This window comes from Pseudomonas sp. 1 R 17 (genome assembly GCF_900067035.1).
Classification (GTDB): Bacteria; Pseudomonadota; Gammaproteobacteria; order Pseudomonadales; family Pseudomonadaceae; genus Aquipseudomonas; species Aquipseudomonas marginalis.
Genome location: NZ_FKLB01000006.1, coordinates 12,827 through 27,536, shown reverse-complemented (window position 1 = coordinate 27,536; position 14,710 = coordinate 12,827). Strand labels below are relative to the sequence as shown.

Genomic DNA, 14,710 nt, shown 5'->3' with positions numbered 1-14,710 from the left:
TCCACAGGAGATTTTTGCCATGTTCAAAAACCCTGTTTAACGAACAAAAATTTCACGCCACGTGTTATATCGTAACGAATTGTGTACAAGCGGGCGTGAGTGGATGCAAGTGGATCTAGAGGCGGACGGCGCTTCGGTTGAAGGCCTGCCGCGTTTTCAGCAAGGGCTGTTCCATGCCCGCCGATTGCGGCAAGCCGGTATCAGCCTGACAGTACTGGCCGTAGTCGGTTGGGTGCTGGCGTTGTTTGTCGCGCTGTTTGCACCGTTGTCGATCTGGCCGGTGGTGTTGATCAACTGCGCATCGGCCCTGCTGGTGCTGGTGGCAGGGCTGCAGTCGGCGTGGTGGGTGGCCGATTGGCGGGCCCAGGGGCTGGAGGCGCCGGCGGCCGAATTACCTGTTGAAGAAACGGGCCGCTACGCACGCCTTGTGGAGCGCTTTGGCCGGCAGATCGGCGCCCCTGTCTTGTGGCTGGGCGGCTGGTCGCTGCTGGCGCTGGTCAGCATCATCGAATTCTGGAACCTGGGCCTGCCCTCGGCGCCTGTCGGCCAAGCGGCCAGCGTGGGGGCTGCGTTGGCCTTGGCCCTGGCGTTTGGCTTGTTGGTGTTCGAACGGCGCCTGGCTCAGGAAACCACGGCCCAGTGGCCGGAAGCCGCGCAACTGGCGCAGTTGAGTCGGGTGGCGATTATCTGCCTGGTGGTCAGTGCCATTTGCCTGCTGTTTGCCGGGGCCGAGTCGGTCTGGCCGTTGCGCCTGGCGGTGCTGGTGGGGCTGTTGCCGGCGCTGGTGGCGGTGGAGTTTCTATTAAGAGGCCTGCTGTCGCTGTTCAGCCCGCGCCAGCCGCGCCTTGAACCACGCCTGATGGCGCAGAGTTTCATCGCCGGGTTGCTGCGCTGGCCGCCACAACCGCTGCTGGCGTTGCAGCACGAATTACACAACCGTTTCGGCATCGACCTGCGCCAGATCTGGGCGTTTACCTACATGCGCCGCGCGTTTTTGCCGGTGTTGCTGGTGGTGCTGGCGGTCGGCTGGGCGCTGACCGGTGTGCATGAAGTGCCCCTGCAAGGCCGTGGGATTTATGAGCGCTTTGGCAAACCCGTCAAGGTGTTCGGCCCTGGCCTGCATGCCGGGTTGCCGTGGCCTTTGGGCCGTGTGTTAAGCATCGAGAACGGCGTGGTGCATGAGTTGGCCACCAGCGTCAGCGAGGCCGCCGCACCGGAGTTGGCGCCTGCCGAAGGCCCGGCACCGCTGGTTGCCAATCGGCTGTGGGATGCCAGCCATGTGAATGACAAATCCCAGGTGATCGCCAGCAGCAGCGGCGACAAGCAGAGCTTCCAGATCGTCAATATGGATGTGCGCTTCGTTTACCGCATCGGCCTCACCGACCAGGCCGCACTCGCCGCCACCTATAACAGCGCGGATGTGCCGACCCTGATCCGCAGCACCGCCAGCCGCATCCTGGTACACGATTTTGCCTCGCGTACCCTCGACGAATTGCTCGGCGAACAACGCACGCGCCTGGCCGACGAAATCGGCCGCGCCGTGCAGGCGGATTTGCAGACACTCGACAGCGGTGTGGAAATCCTCGCCACTGTCGTGGAAGCCATCCACCCACCGGCCGGCGCCGCCAATGCCTACCACGGCGTGCAAGCCGCGCAGATCGGCGCCCAGGCCCTGATCTCCCGCGAGCGCGGCGCCGCCAGCGAACACACCAACCAGGCCTTGCTGCAAGCCAGCACCGCCCGCGACCAGGCCTTGGCCACCGCCCGCGAAGTGAATGCCGGTGCCCAAGCGGCCGACCTGCGCTTTACCGCCGAACAAAAGGCCTACGCCGCGGCCGGTCGGGCCTTTGTGCTGGAACAGTACCTGGGCCAACTCAGCCTGGGTCTGGCCCACGCCAAGCTGCTTATTCTGGATCACCGCCTGGGCGCCGATGGCGCGCCGACGATTGATCTGCGTTCTTTTACTTTGCCGGCCGACCCTTCGCTGCCGCGTAAAGCCGTTCAATAAGGAGTCTGTCTGTTGAGCGCTCATTCTCACGATCATGGTCACCACCACGGCCACCATCACCATCATCACGGTGATGAACAGGCGGCGGGTCCTTTCCCTTGGCGGCGTATGGCCTGGGCGGTGTTGCTGGTGCTGTTCGCGGTGGCGGCGGCGAGCCTGGTGCAGGTGCGCTCCGGCGAGGCCACGGTGATTACCCGCTTCGGCAACCCGTCGCGGGTGTTGCTGGAACCGGGCCTGGGCTGGCGTTGGCCGGCGCCGTTCGAGGCGGCGATCCCGGTGGACTTGCGCCTGCGCACCACCTCCAGCGGCTTGCAGGATGTGGGTACGCGCGACGGCCTGCGGATTATCGTGCAGGCCTATGTGGCGTGGCAGGTGCAGGGCGATGCCGACAATGTGCAGCGCTTTATGCGCGCCGTGCAGAACCAGCCGGATGAGGCCGCGCGGCAGATCCGCACCTTCGTCGGCTCGGCGCTGGAAACCACGGCGGCCAGCTTTGATTTGTCCAGCTTGATCAACACTGAGGCCAGCCAGGTGCGCATTGCCGATTTCGAGGCGCAGCTGCGCCAGCAGATTGATCAACAATTGCTCACCACCTATGGCGTGCGCGTGGCGCAGGTGGGGATCGAGCGCCTGACGTTGCCGTCGGTCACACTCACCGCCACCGTCGACCGCATGCGTGCCGAGCGCGAAACCATCGCCACCGAACGCACGGCCGTGGGCAAGCGCGAGGCCGCGCAGATTCGCTCCGCGGCTGAGCGTGACGCGCGCATCGTGCAGGCCGATGCCACGGTGAAAGCCGCCGACATCGAAGCCCAGTCACGGGTCGAAGCCGCGCAGATTTATGGGCGTGCCTACGCCGGCAATCCGCAGCTGTATAACTTGCTGCGTTCCCTGGATACCTTGGGCACGGTCGTGACCCCCGGCACCAAAATCATCCTGCGCACCGACGCCGCGCCCTTTCGCGCGTTGGTGGACGGGCCCAAGGACGTTCAGCCATGACCGAGCGTGACAGCCCGGACAGCCCCTGGATCCAGGCCGGGCGCCTGACGTTCCTGGCGTTGTACGCGGTGACGGTGTTGGCCGCATTGGCATGGGCGTTTTCCAATGTGCGGCAGATCGACCCGCAGAACCGTGCGGTGGTGCTGCACTTCGGCGCCCTCGACCGCATCCAGAATGCCGGGCTGCTGCTGGCCTGGCCGCAGCCGTTCGAGCAGGTGGTGTTATTGCCGGCGGCCGACCGGGTGATCGAGCGTCGGGTGGAGAACCTGTTACGTTCCGATGCGGCGGTGCAGGCTGATCGTGTGGCCAGTTTCGCCACGCCCTTGAGCGATGCCCTGGCCGGCTCCGGCTACCTGCTGACCGGCGATGCCGGAGTGGTGCAGCTGGATGTGCGGGTGTTCTACAAGGTCACCGAACCCTACGCCTTTGTGTTGCAGGGCGCGCATGTGCTGCCCGCCCTGGATCGCCTGGTGACCCGCAGCGCCGTGGTCCTGACGGCGGCGCGCGATCTGGACACGATCCTGGTGGCGCGCCCCGAATTGATCGGTACCGACAACGGCGCCGCCGAGCGTCGCGAGCGGCTGCGGGGTGACTTGGTGCAAGGCGTCAACAAGCGCCTGGCCGAGTTGGCTGCCACCGGTCTGGGGCTGGGCATCGAGGTGACGCGGGTCGATGTGCAATCGAGCCTGCCGGGCCCGGCGGTGAACGCATTCAACGCCGTACTCACCGCCAGTCAACAAGCCGACAAAGCCGTGGCAAACGCCCGGACCGAAGCGGAAAAACTCACCCAGACCGCCAACCAGCAGGCCGACCGCCTGGTGCAGGTCGCCCACGCCCAGGCCAGTGAACGCCTGGCCAATGCCCAGGCGCAAACGGCCACGGTCGCCAGCCTGGCCCAGGTCAAAGACCCGGGCTTGCTGTTGCGCCTGTACCGCGAGCGTATGCCGAAGATTCTCGGCCAGGCCGGTTCGGTGACCACGGTCGATCCTAAAGACGACTCCCGCTTGATCATCCAGGGAGCCGAACAATGAGCGCACCCATGCTGACCTCCGCCGAGCAGCGCAGCGCTGCCCGGCAATTGACCCTGGCCATGCTCGCCCTTGGCTTGCTGATGCTGGGGCTGGTATGGCGCTGGCTGGCGCCGGACCAGACGGGCGTCAGCCAGTTGCTGCTCGGTGTGGCCTCGTTGCTGGTGGCGGTGCCGGTGATGCGCTCGGCCTGGTACAGCCTGCGTTTTCCCAGCCTGCATGGCATTACCGACCAACTGATCGCCCTGGCGATGCTCGGCGCCTGGGCCACCGGCGATCTGCTGACCGCCGCGCTGCTGCCGATCATCATGATCTTCGGCCACGTATTGGAAGAGCGCAGCGTGATCGGCTCCCAGGAGGCGATTCATGCCCTGGGTAAACTGACCCGCAGCCATGCGCGGCGGGTGCAGGTCGACGGCAGCATCATCGAAGTGGATAACGGAACGCTGAGCACCGGCGATATCGTCGAGGTGCGTGCCGGTGATCGGGTGCCCGCCGATGGCGTGGTGCTGTCGGGCCAGGCGAGCCTGGACACGGCGCCGATCACCGGCGAGTCGGTACCGTTGGAAGCCAGTGTGGGTGTGCAGGTGTTTGGCGGGGCGATCAACCTCGATGGCCTGTTGCGCCTGCAAGTGACGCGCACCGGCAACGAGTCGACCCTGGGCAAAGTCATCGCGCTGATGCAGAACGCCGAACGTTCCAAGCCGCCGATCACGCGGCTGCTGGAGCGTTACGCGGGCAGCTATATGGTGTTGGTGTTGCTGCTGGCGGCAGTGACCTGGTTTGTGACCAATGACGCCCAGGCGATGCTCGCGGTGCTGGTGGCGGCGTGCCCATGCGCCCTGGTGCTGTCGGCACCGGCGACGGCGATTGCCGGGATCGCCGTGGCGGCCCGGCATGGGATCCTGATTCGCAGCTCGGCGTTCCTCGAGGAGTTGGCGGACCTGACCTCGCTGGTGGTGGACAAGACCGGCACCCTGACTTTTGGCACCCTGCGTTTGCAGTCCATCGAGACCTCGTCGACCGACCGCCAGGCGCTGCTCAACCTTGCGGCCAGCCTCGGTTCGGCCAGTAGCCACCCGGTCAGCCGTGCGTTGGCGGGGTTGGCGACTCAGGCGCAAATGCTGGCGCTCACGGATATTCGCGAGCGCCAGGGCTTGGGCGTTGTGGCACAGACCGAGCAGGGCGAAGCGGCGTTGGGCCGTCCCGAGTTGTTCGAGCAATTGGGTATTGTCACGACGACGGTGCCGAACCATGACGGCCCGATTGCCGGGCTGGCTCTGAACGGGCAGTTCCTGGCCTGGCTGCTGCTGGCCGACAGCGTCAAGCCGGAGGCGCGCCAGGCCCTGCAAGAGTTGCGGGATTTGGGCCTGGGTCGTCAACTGCTGCTCACTGGCGACCGTCAAAGCGTGGCCGACAGCCTGGCGCTGGACGTGGGCATCAGCGATGTCGAAGCCCAGGCGTTGCCGGAAGACAAGCTCAACCGCGTGCTTGGGGAAATCGGCAGCGGCTTCCGGCCCATGGTGGTCGGTGATGGGATCAACGATTCCCTGGCGCTCAAGGCTGGCGTGGTTGGGGTGGCCATGGGCGCGGGTGGGGCGGACATTGCGCTGGCCTCGGCGGATGTGGTGTTGATCGGCAGCGACCTACGGCGCCTGGGCACCTGTGTGCGCTTGAGTCGCCAGTGCCGGCGTACGTTGCAGGTCAACGTGGTCATCGGCCTGGGCTGGACCTTGGCCATCGTGGTGTTTGCCGCCTTTGGCTGGTTGGGTGCTGCGGGGGCGATGATTGCGGCGGTGTTGCATAACCTCAGCACCTTGCTGGTACTGGGCAATGCCGGGCGTTTGCTGCGGTTTCAGGAGCCGCTGTCGAAGCTTGAGGATTAATTTCAGAAATATTTGCATACGGCTGTAACGCCGATAAGGGGCCTCACTCTAGTGCTGTGTCGAGACTGGGCAATCCGTTCAGACCGACGCCACTACCGATCACGAGGAATACGAGAATGAAGATTAAATCCGCTGCTGCTGGTGCTGCCCTGGCGATGGCCGCCGCCACCATGTTTGCTGGTGTTGCGACCCAGGTACAAGCCGCCGATGCGCAAGTGCATTGCTACGGCGTGACGTCCTGCAAAGGCATGAACGACTGCAAAACCGCTGAAAACGCCTGCAAGGGCCAGGCGGTGTGCAAGGGCCACGGCTTCAAGGCCATGACCAAGGCCGCCTGTGACGCAGCGGGCGGCAAAGTCGGCGAATAACCGGCAAACGAGTGCAACCGCAGTGGCAGTCCCCACCGCTGCGGACACTTTGCCCAGGAGCGAGTCATGTCCGCGTCCCTTCCAAGTCTGGGTTACGGCCTGGGTTTACGCAGTGAGTACTACCAGCAGATCCTTGAACAAGCGCCGGCCGTGGATTGGTTCGAAGTGATCTCCGAGAACTATCTGGTGCAGGGCGGTAAAGCCTTGTACTACCTGGATGCGATAGCCGAGCGTTACCCGTTGGTGATGCACGGTGTGTCCCTGTCCATCGGCGGCCCCCACCCCGTCGACATGGACTACCTGAAACACCTCAAGCAGCTCGCGGAGCGTATCCAGCCCGCGTGGATTTCCGATCATTTGTGCTGGAGCCGTGGCAGCGCGCACCAGTTGCATGACCTGCTGCCCCTGCCTTACACCGAAGAAAGCCTCTACTACGTAGCTGCTCGCGTTCGCCAAGTGCAGGATGTGTTGCAGCGCCCGCTGGTGCTGGAAAACGTATCCAGTTATGTGCGTGCCAAGGCGGATGAATTCACCGAATGGGAATTCCTCAATGCCCTGGCCCACCTGTCGGGCTGCCAGTTGCTGCTCGACGTTAACAATGTGTATGTCAGTGCGCGCAACCATGGCTTCGATGCCTGGACCTTTATCCGCAACCTGCCGCCCGACAGCATCCGCCAGCTGCATCTGGCCGGGCATATGGATTACGGCGACTACGTGGTCGATACCCACGACCATCCGGTGTGCGACCCGGTGTGGGCGTTGTATCAACAGACCCTGGAGCATTTGGGGCCGGTCTCGACGCTGTTGGAGCGCGATGACCATTTCCCGCCGTTCGAAGCGCTGCTCACCGAGCTGGAAAAGGCCCGGAAGCTGGGCGCCGCAGCCTTGGCCCGGAGGTCGTTATGCGCCTGACCGACTGGCAGTTGGCCTTTGAACAGCACTTGTCAGCGCAGACGCCTGATGCCAACAGTGGCTTTGCCGCCACGTTATTGGGCGGACCGACGCTGGATGTAGACACTGGCCTGGCGATCTATCACAACGCTTATCTGGCACGGCTGCAGGAGGTGTTGCGGCACGACTTCAGCGCCATCCGGTATTGGCTGGGGGATGATGAGTTTGCGCTGCTGACGCAAGCCTATGTGCGTCGTTATCCGTCGGCCCACTACAGCCTGCGCTGGTTGGGCGAGCGGTTTCCGGCGTTTATCCACGAGCACCTGGTGGCCGAGCAAAGTGCGCCGCTGGTTGAACTGGCCCAGTTGGAGTGGGCCTTCACCCTGGCGTTCGATGCGCCGCAGGGTGAGCCGCTGACCCAGGATGATATGGCGGTGCTGCCGCCCGAGGATTGGCCCGGTTTGCAGGTCTCCCTGACACCATCCGTACAGCAGCGACTTTGCCACTTCAACACCGTGGCCATCTGGCGTGCCAGCAAGGATGGCGCGGATTTCCCCGACAGCCACACCTTGGACTTCGCACAGATCTGCCTGGTATGGCGCGATCAGAATGTGTGCCGTTATCGAAGCCTGGGACCGGCCGAGGCGTTTGCGCTGGCGGGGATGGTGACGACCGGTTGGCGCTTCGCAGAACTGTGTGCGCAACTGGCAGTCACTTATGGAGAGGGTGCACCACTGCAAGCGGTGACATGGCTGAAACAGTGGATCCAGGACGGTTTGCTCCAGCGCCGGGCCCCATAGAAGAACGCTATCAAATCGATAGCCTCCTACTTTTTCTCGGGATGGTCTACCCTCATTCCAGACGTCTGAAACAAGGGGGGACTACTCATGCTCGCGCAACTTCCACCGGCCTTACAGAATCTTCAGCTGCCGCTGCGTCTTCGACTCTGGGATGGCCATGAATTCAACTTGGGCCCCGAGCCCAGTGTGACCATCGTGGTGAAGGACCCCACGGTCGTGCCCCAACTGACCCATCCCACACTCGACTCGTTGGGTGAAGCCTTCGTCGAGGGCAAACTGGAGCTGGAAGGTTCCATCAGCGAAGTGATCCGGGTCTGTGATGAGTTGAGTCATGCCTTGGTCGAGGACGACGGCGCGAGTCTGCCGGTGCGCTCGATCCACGACAAGGCCACCGACGCCGCGGCTATTTCCTACCATTACGACCTGTCCAACGAGTTCTACCAGCTATGGCTGGACCAGGACATGGCGTACTCCTGCGGTTATTTCGAAACCGGCAGCGAATCCATCGACCAGGCCCAGCAAGACAAATTCCGCCACCTGTGTCGCAAGTTGCGCTTGCAGCCAGGCGAGTACCTGCTCGACGTAGGCTGTGGCTGGGGCGGCCTGGCACGTTTCGCAGCGCGTGAGTTCGGGGTGAAAGTGTTTGGTATCACCCTGAGCAAGGAACAGCTGGCATTGGCCAAGGAGCGGGTGAAAGCCGAGGGCCTGGAAGACCAGATCGACCTGCAACTGCTCGACTACCGCGATCTGCCCCAGGATGGTCGTTTCGATAAAGTGGTGAGCGTAGGCATGTTCGAACACGTCGGCCACGCCAACCTGGCGCAATACTGCAAGACCCTGTTTGGTGCCGTGCGCGAAGGCGGCCTGGTGATGAACCACGGCATTACCGCCAAGCACACCGACGGCCGGCCTGTTGGCCGTGGCGCCGGGGAGTTTATCGAGCGTTATGTGTTCCCCAACGGCGAACTACCCCATTTGGCGATGATGACCGCCGAGATCAGCGAAGTCGGGCTGGAAGTGGTCGACGTCGAAAGCCTGCGCCTGCATTACGCGCGCACCCTGGACCATTGGAGCGAGCGCCTGGAAGACAACCTGGAAGCGGCGGCGAAGCTGGTGCCGGAGCAGGCGTTACGCATCTGGCGGCTGTACCTGGCCGGGTGTGCCTATGCGTTTGCGCGGGGCTGGATCAACCTGCACCAGATCCTCGCGGTGAAGCCTCACGCGGATGGCAGCCATGAACTGCCGTGGACGCGGGAAGACATCTATCGCTGAGCTGATGTTCCAGAAAAGTGGAGATCCAACTGTGGGAGGGGGCTTGCTCCCTCCCACATTTTTTACCGCATTGGCCGTTAGAGAATCGGTGAGATCAAGCGCGCCACCCGCATGCCCAGTTGCTGCAGGCGGCGGGTCTCGCGGCTTTCTTCCTGGCTCACTTCATGGGCCTGGGCGAAGTCGTCCAGCAGCATCTGTTCCACCTGCTTGGCGAAGGCTTCGTCGACCGTCAGCAACATCACTTCGAAATTCAGCCGGAATGAACGGTTGTCCATGTTCGCACTGCCGATGGCGCTGATCTCGTTGTCCACCAGCACCACCTTCTGATGCAAAAAACCCGGCGTATAGCGGAACACCCGGACACCGGCGCGCACCGCTTCGATCGCATACAGGCTGGACGCGGCGTACACGATGCGGTGGTCGGGCCGCGATGGCAGCAACAGGCGCACGTCCACGCCCCGCAGGACCGCCAGGCGCAGGGCGGCGAACACCGCTTCGTCGGGGATGAAATATGGGCTGGTGATCCACACCCGCTCGGTGGCCGCATGGATGGCCTCGACGAAAAACAGCGAACAGGTTTCATACGGATCGGCCGGGCCGCTGGCGAGCAATTGGCAGAGCACGCCGTCTTCGGGGTAGGCGTCCGGCAGGATCAGCGGCGGCAGCTCGCGCGCGGCCCAGAACCAGTCCTCGGCAAACGACTCCTGCAAACACGCCACCACCGGGCCGGTGACTTGCACATGGGTATCGCGCCATGGTGCCAATGGCGGTTTTTTGCCCAGGTATTCATCGCCCACATTGTGCCCACCGACAAACCCGGTGACACCGTCCACCACCACGATCTTGCGGTGGTTGCGGAAGTTGACCTGGAAACGATTGAGCCAACCGCTGCGGGTGGCGAATGCCTTGACCTGCACCCCGGCGTCGCGCAGCGATTGCACGTACTGATGGGGCAGGGCGTGGCTGCCGATGCGGTCGTACAGCACGTAGATGCCCACGCCTTGGGCGGCCTTTTCCTTCAACAGCGCCTGTAACTGACGGCCGAGTTCATCGTCATGAATGATGAAGAACTGAAACAGCACGGCGGTTTTGGCACTGCGAATGGCGTCGAAGATTGCACTGAAAGTGGCCTCGCCGTTGATCAGCAAGCGCACTTCATTGTTTGCCAGGCACGGCATGCGCCCCAGCTTGGGCATGGCGCGTAACGAGGCGTAGGCGCTGGAGTTGCGCGCAGCGAGAGCCTCCTCGACCCAGGGGCGCCAGTTCAGCTCGGTGATCGCGGTGTGCATTTCCTGGTTGGCCTGGCGACGGGCCTGGATATACGCGTCGAAGGTGCTGCGGCCAAAGATCAGGTAGGGGATCAGGGTGAGATAGGGCATGAACATCAGTGACAGGGCCCAGGCGATCGAGCCTTGGGCGGTCCTGACGGTCAGCACCGCGTGGATCGCGGCGAGAGTCCCGAGAAAGTGCAGCGTGGCGATGAAGTAGGCGAGCAGGTGCGGGCCAAAGAAATCCATGGACGACGGTACTCCAGGCAATCCAATGCCTAACAGACCATGAACGGCTGCGAATGTCGCTATTTTATTTGGCGTGCAACACTGGCACTTTTGCGGCGTCTAACGCCCACAATTCCCCAGGAGTTACCCAATGAATGCTCGTCTGCTTGGTTTGGCCATGGTTGTTGGTTTGTCGTTGCCGCTGGCAGCGCAGGCGCAGATGCTGGCGCCGGGCTTGTGGGAATTGACCACCAGCAACATGAAAGTCGATAACCAGGACCTGCCGGACCTGTCGCTGATCCTCGGTCAGCTCAAGCAGCAGATGACCCCCGAACAGCGCGCCATGCTGGAAAAACAAGGCATCACCATGGCCGGCAAAGGCGTGCAGGTGTGCCTCACCCCGGCACAAGTCGCCTCTGATTCGATCCCCCTGACCGACCCCCAATCGGGCTGCAAGCAGGAAGTGACCGACAAGACCGGCAACCAGTGGAAATTCCGCTTCAGTTGCCCCAAAGCCCAGGGCACCGGCGTCGCTACCTTCCAGAGCCAGAAAGAATTCACCACCACCGTCAACGGCACCTTCAATGCCACCGGCGTTCAGCAGAAGGGCAGCCTGGATACCCACGCCCAATGGCTGGGCACCGATTGCGGCACGGTCAAGCCTCGCGCTTAACCTGTAGGAGCGAGCTTGCTCGCGAAAAACCGGAGAGCGCCACCGGGTGTCAGGTCCCCTGCGTTATCGTTAACGCTCTTCGCGAGCAAGCTCGCGCCTACCTTAGGAAATGCAGCGGTAAACCCTGGCAGCTGTCGACCACCTGGCCGTTGTGCCAGGCCAGGTGGCCGGAGACCAGGGTGGTACTCACGCTGTGGCGAAAGCTGCGTTCGGCGAACGGTGTCCAGCCGCAGCGGGCAAGAATCGGCTCATCCCTGACCGGCTTTCCCTCGGGCTCCGGTTTGATCAGCACCAGGTCGGCCCAATACCCTTCGCGCAGGTAACCCCGGTCGGGGATGGCAAACAGGTCGGCGACACGGTGGCTGGTCTTGGCCACCAGGGTGGCCAGGGGCAGCAGCCCATCGGCCACCAACTCCAACAACGCCGGCAGCGCGTGTTGCACCAAGGGCAAACCCGAGGGCGCCTCACGATACTCCAACTGTTTTTGCGCCCAGGTATGCGGCGCATGGTCAGTGCCAATCACATCCAGACGATCACTCAGCAAGGCCAGGCGCAGGGCGTCGCGGTCGGCGCGGGTCTTGATCGCCGGGTTACATTTGATCTGGTGACCGAGGCGGTGATAGTCACGGTCATCGAACAGCAGGTGATGCACGCAGACCTCAGCAGTAATGCGTTTTTGTGCGAGGGGTTTGTCTTCGAACAATGCCAACTCGCGGGCGCTGGTCAGGTGCAGTACATGCAGGCGCGTGCCGTGACGCTTGGCCAGTTCCACCGCGAAGGAGGATGAGCGATAGCAGGCTTCGGCATCGCGGATCAGCGGGTGGGCGACGGCGGGGATCCTGTCACCGAAGCGCTCACGCATGCGCTGCTCGTTGGCTTGGATGCTCGGCGTGTGTTCGCAGTGGGCCAGCAGAAGGGTCGACACTTCGGCAAACAGCCGTTCCAGGACCCGTGGGTCGTCCACCAGCATATTGCCGGTGGAGGCGCCCATGAATACTTTGACCCCGGCCACTTCGCGCGGGTCAAGGGCGGCGACGGTGTCGAGGTTGTCGTTGCTGACCCCGAAGTGAAAGCCGTAGTTGGCCACCGAGTGCAGGGCCGCGCGGCGCTTTTTATCGGCCAGGGCTTCCAGGTTCAGCGTGGCCGGGTTGGTGTTGGGCATGTCCATGACGCTGGTGATGCCGCCGGCTACCGCTGCGCGGGACTCGCTGTAGAAGCTGCCCTTGTCCGGCGCGCCGGGGTCGCGAAAGTGCACCTGGTCGTCAATCATGCCCGGCAGCAGCCACTGCCCGTGGGCGTCGATGGACACGGGCGCGGCGTTCCCGCCGATGCTGCTGGCGATCTTTTCGATACGGCCATGGGCGACCAGCACGTCGGCATCGAATTCCTGGCCCTCGGTCACCAGGCGGGCGTTGCGGATCAGCAGGCGGCTCATGGCTCAGAACTCGTTTTGCAGGGCTTTGTAACCGCGCACCAGGTCGACGTTGGTACGTGCCACGTCTTCGGAAAACTCCGAGGCACTGACACTCACCGGCGGGAATTGCGACAGGTCGGTATTCGGCCCGATGCGGGTGGTGGAGGGCACGTAGAAGGCGGCGGGCAAATCACGGCCGTCGACCACCGAGTTATGGCGCACCACGCAGCCATCGCCGACGGCGCAGTTGAACAGCACGCTGTTGAAACCGATAAACACCCGGTCGCCGACGGTGCAGGGGCCGTGGACGATGGAGCGGTGGGCGATGGATGTAAATTCGCCTATCGTCACCGCCGCGCCGGACTTGGAGTGGATGACCACGCCGTCCTGGATGTTGGAATTCGCGCCGATGGTGATCGGGTCCATGGCGCCGCCGGCGTCGACTTCGTCGGCGCGGATCACGGCGTAGGGGCCGACAAACACGTTCTCGCCGATGATGACCTTGCCGCAGATGATCGCGGTCTTGTCGACGTAGGCCGATTCGGCAATCACCGGCAGATCACCGGAAGGGTTCTTGCGGATCATGCAAATGGCTCCGTCATGATGTGAACGTAGGCGCCCTCGATGGCGTTGTAGAAACAGGTGTGGCGGCCGGTGTGACAGGCCGGGCCTTGCTGGTCGACGATCAGCAGTACCGCGTCGCCGTCACAATCCAGGCGCGCTTCCACCAACTGTTGCCAGTGGCCGGAGCGTTCGCCTTTGCGCCACAGCTGTCGGCGCGAGCGCGACCAATAGCAGACCTGCCCGGTAGCCAGTGTTTCGTTGAGGGCCTGGCGATTCATCCAGGCCAGCATCAGCACTTCGCCGCTGCCATGTTGCTGGGCGATGGCGGCGATCAGGCCATCGCTGTTCCACGGCAGGGCGTCGAGCACGGCGGCGAGTGGAAAGCGGCTGCCGACGGCAGCCCCTTCCAGTTCGAGCATGCTCAGGGTCACGGCCTGCTCAACGCTGCGCACAGGGTGTTGAGGTTGTACTCGAACAGCCCGGTGAAGGTGCTCGCCGGCCCTTCGGCAGCCAGGGCGTCGGAGTACAGCGTGCCGCCAATCTGCGCGCCGCTTTCATCGGCGATCTGCTTGAGCAGGCGCGAGTCCTTGATGTTTTCCATGAACACCGCCTTGACCTTGTCCTTGCGGATCTGGGTGATCAGCGCGGCAACTTCGGCGGCCGAAGGTTCACGTTCGGTGGACAGGCCTTGTGGCGCCAGGAACTGGATGCCATAGGCCTGGCCCAGGTAACCGAAGGCGTCATGGGAGGTGACGATGCGACGGTTACCCGGTGGCAGCGCGCCGAACTTGGTCTTGGCTTCGGCCAGCAGGCGGTAGATTTCTTTCAGGTAGGCCTGGCTGTTGCGCAGGTAGTCGGCCTTGTTGGCCGGGTCGGCGGCCACCAGTGCCTTGGTGATGTTGTTCACATAGATTTCGGCGTTGGCCAGGTTGTGCCAGGCGTGCGGGTCGGGGATGGTTTCGCCGTCTTCCTCCATGGTGTGGGAGATCACACCTTTGCTGGCGGTGACCACCGTGGCCTTGGTTTCGGTGCTGGTGACCAGGCGGTCCAGCCACGGCTCGAAGCCCAGGCCGTTCTTGATGATCAGCTTGGCCTTGAGCAGCGCCTTGGCATCGTCCGGGGAGGGTTCGTAGGTATGGGCATCGGCGTCGGGGCCGACCATGTTGCTGATCTGGATGTGATCGCCACCGATCTGGTGGGTGATGTCATCGAGAATACTGAAGCTGGTAACCACCTGGAGTTTGTCGGCGGCCTGGGCCATCGACAACGGCAGCAGCAAACTGAACAGCACGAGTAGAGCGCGCATCGGGA

The 14,710-nt window shown here is 63.3% G+C and carries 14 protein-coding genes; 9 read left to right on the top strand and 5 right to left on the bottom strand.

Translation table 11 applies throughout. The features are described 5' to 3' along the window. Positions 1-103 precede the first annotated feature (103 nt). The 8 genes from hflK (BFP99_RS00215) to cfaB all read left to right on the top strand — a co-directional run bounded on the left by hflK (BFP99_RS00215) (position 104) and on the right by cfaB (position 9,252). Positions 104-2,008 carry a protease modulator HflK gene (gene hflK, locus BFP99_RS00215; protein ID WP_065926790.1) on the top strand — a complete coding sequence of 635 codons (1,905 nt, stop codon included), beginning with the start codon at positions 104-106 and terminating at the stop codon, positions 2,006-2,008. A 9-nt stretch (positions 2,009-2,017) separates the two neighbouring features. Continuing rightward, on the top strand, positions 2,018-3,007 hold the full coding sequence (gene hflC / locus BFP99_RS00210; RefSeq protein ID WP_161985718.1) for a protease modulator HflC: 990 nt from the start codon (positions 2,018-2,020) through the stop codon (positions 3,005-3,007). Beyond that, positions 3,004-4,038, top strand: coding sequence for a protease modulator HflK (hflK, locus tag BFP99_RS00205; RefSeq protein ID WP_065946439.1), 1,035 nt, complete (start codon positions 3,004-3,006; stop codon positions 4,036-4,038). The genes hflC and hflK (BFP99_RS00205) overlap by 4 nt, the downstream gene beginning before the upstream one ends. Continuing rightward, a complete protein-coding gene (locus BFP99_RS00200; RefSeq protein ID WP_065926787.1) occupies positions 4,035-5,921 on the top strand; it encodes a cation-translocating P-type ATPase in 1,887 nt (628 codons plus the stop codon). Before hflK (BFP99_RS00205) ends, BFP99_RS00200 begins: the two co-directional genes overlap by 4 nt. 116 nt (positions 5,922-6,037) lie before the next feature. Continuing rightward, the gene (locus BFP99_RS00195) at positions 6,038-6,289 is read left to right on the top strand and encodes a BufA2 family periplasmic bufferin-type metallophore (protein ID WP_027608195.1); all 252 of its coding nucleotides are present in this window, start codon (positions 6,038-6,040) and stop codon (positions 6,287-6,289) included. 66 nt (positions 6,290-6,355) lie between these two features. Beyond that, on the top strand, positions 6,356-7,201 hold the full coding sequence (locus tag BFP99_RS00190) for an MNIO family bufferin maturase (protein WP_065926786.1): 846 nt from the start codon (positions 6,356-6,358) through the stop codon (positions 7,199-7,201). Continuing rightward, a complete protein-coding gene (locus BFP99_RS00185; protein WP_065926785.1) occupies positions 7,192-7,980 on the top strand; it encodes an HvfC/BufC N-terminal domain-containing protein in 789 nt (262 codons plus the stop codon). The genes BFP99_RS00190 and BFP99_RS00185 overlap by 10 nt, the downstream gene beginning before the upstream one ends. A gap of 87 nt (positions 7,981-8,067) precedes the next feature. Continuing rightward, positions 8,068-9,252 (top strand): C17 cyclopropane fatty acid synthase CfaB, encoded by a 1,185-nt coding sequence (cfaB, locus tag BFP99_RS00180; RefSeq protein WP_065926784.1) that lies wholly within the window; start codon positions 8,068-8,070, stop codon positions 9,250-9,252. A gap of 77 nt (positions 9,253-9,329) precedes the next feature. Here the strand turns inward: cfaB and cls are convergent, their stop codons facing one another. Next, on the bottom strand, positions 9,330-10,769 hold the full coding sequence (gene cls, locus BFP99_RS00175; RefSeq protein ID WP_065926783.1) for a cardiolipin synthase: 1,440 nt from the start codon (positions 10,767-10,769) through the stop codon (positions 9,330-9,332). A gap of 130 nt (positions 10,770-10,899) precedes the next feature. Here cls and BFP99_RS00170 point away from each other — a divergent pair, with 130 nt between their 5' ends. Continuing rightward, entirely contained in the window at positions 10,900-11,421 is a 522-nt protein-coding gene (locus BFP99_RS00170; RefSeq protein WP_027608200.1) for a DUF3617 domain-containing protein, read from the top strand. Positions 11,422-11,518: 97 nt separating this feature from the next. On the opposite strand, the gene BFP99_RS00165 is transcribed toward BFP99_RS00170, so the two are convergent. Genes BFP99_RS00165 through BFP99_RS00150 form a run of 4 tightly spaced genes read right to left on the bottom strand, consistent with a single transcriptional unit; the run spans position 11,519 to position 14,705 of the window. Beyond that, positions 11,519-12,856: a dihydroorotase gene (locus BFP99_RS00165; protein ID WP_065946438.1), complete on the bottom strand. Its 1,338-nt coding sequence runs from the start codon at positions 12,854-12,856 to the stop codon at positions 11,519-11,521. A gap of 3 nt (positions 12,857-12,859) precedes the next feature. Beyond that, positions 12,860-13,420: a gamma carbonic anhydrase family protein gene (locus BFP99_RS00160; RefSeq protein ID WP_027608202.1), complete on the bottom strand. Its 561-nt coding sequence runs from the start codon at positions 13,418-13,420 to the stop codon at positions 12,860-12,862. After that, positions 13,417-13,830: a phosphoribosyl-AMP cyclohydrolase gene (hisI, locus tag BFP99_RS00155; protein WP_083221117.1), complete on the bottom strand. Its 414-nt coding sequence runs from the start codon at positions 13,828-13,830 to the stop codon at positions 13,417-13,419. The genes BFP99_RS00160 and hisI overlap by 4 nt, the downstream gene beginning before the upstream one ends. Continuing rightward, positions 13,827-14,705: a metal ABC transporter substrate-binding protein gene (locus tag BFP99_RS00150; protein WP_065926781.1), complete on the bottom strand. Its 879-nt coding sequence runs from the start codon at positions 14,703-14,705 to the stop codon at positions 13,827-13,829. The genes hisI and BFP99_RS00150 overlap by 4 nt, the downstream gene beginning before the upstream one ends. Positions 14,706-14,710: the final 5 nt, after the last annotated feature.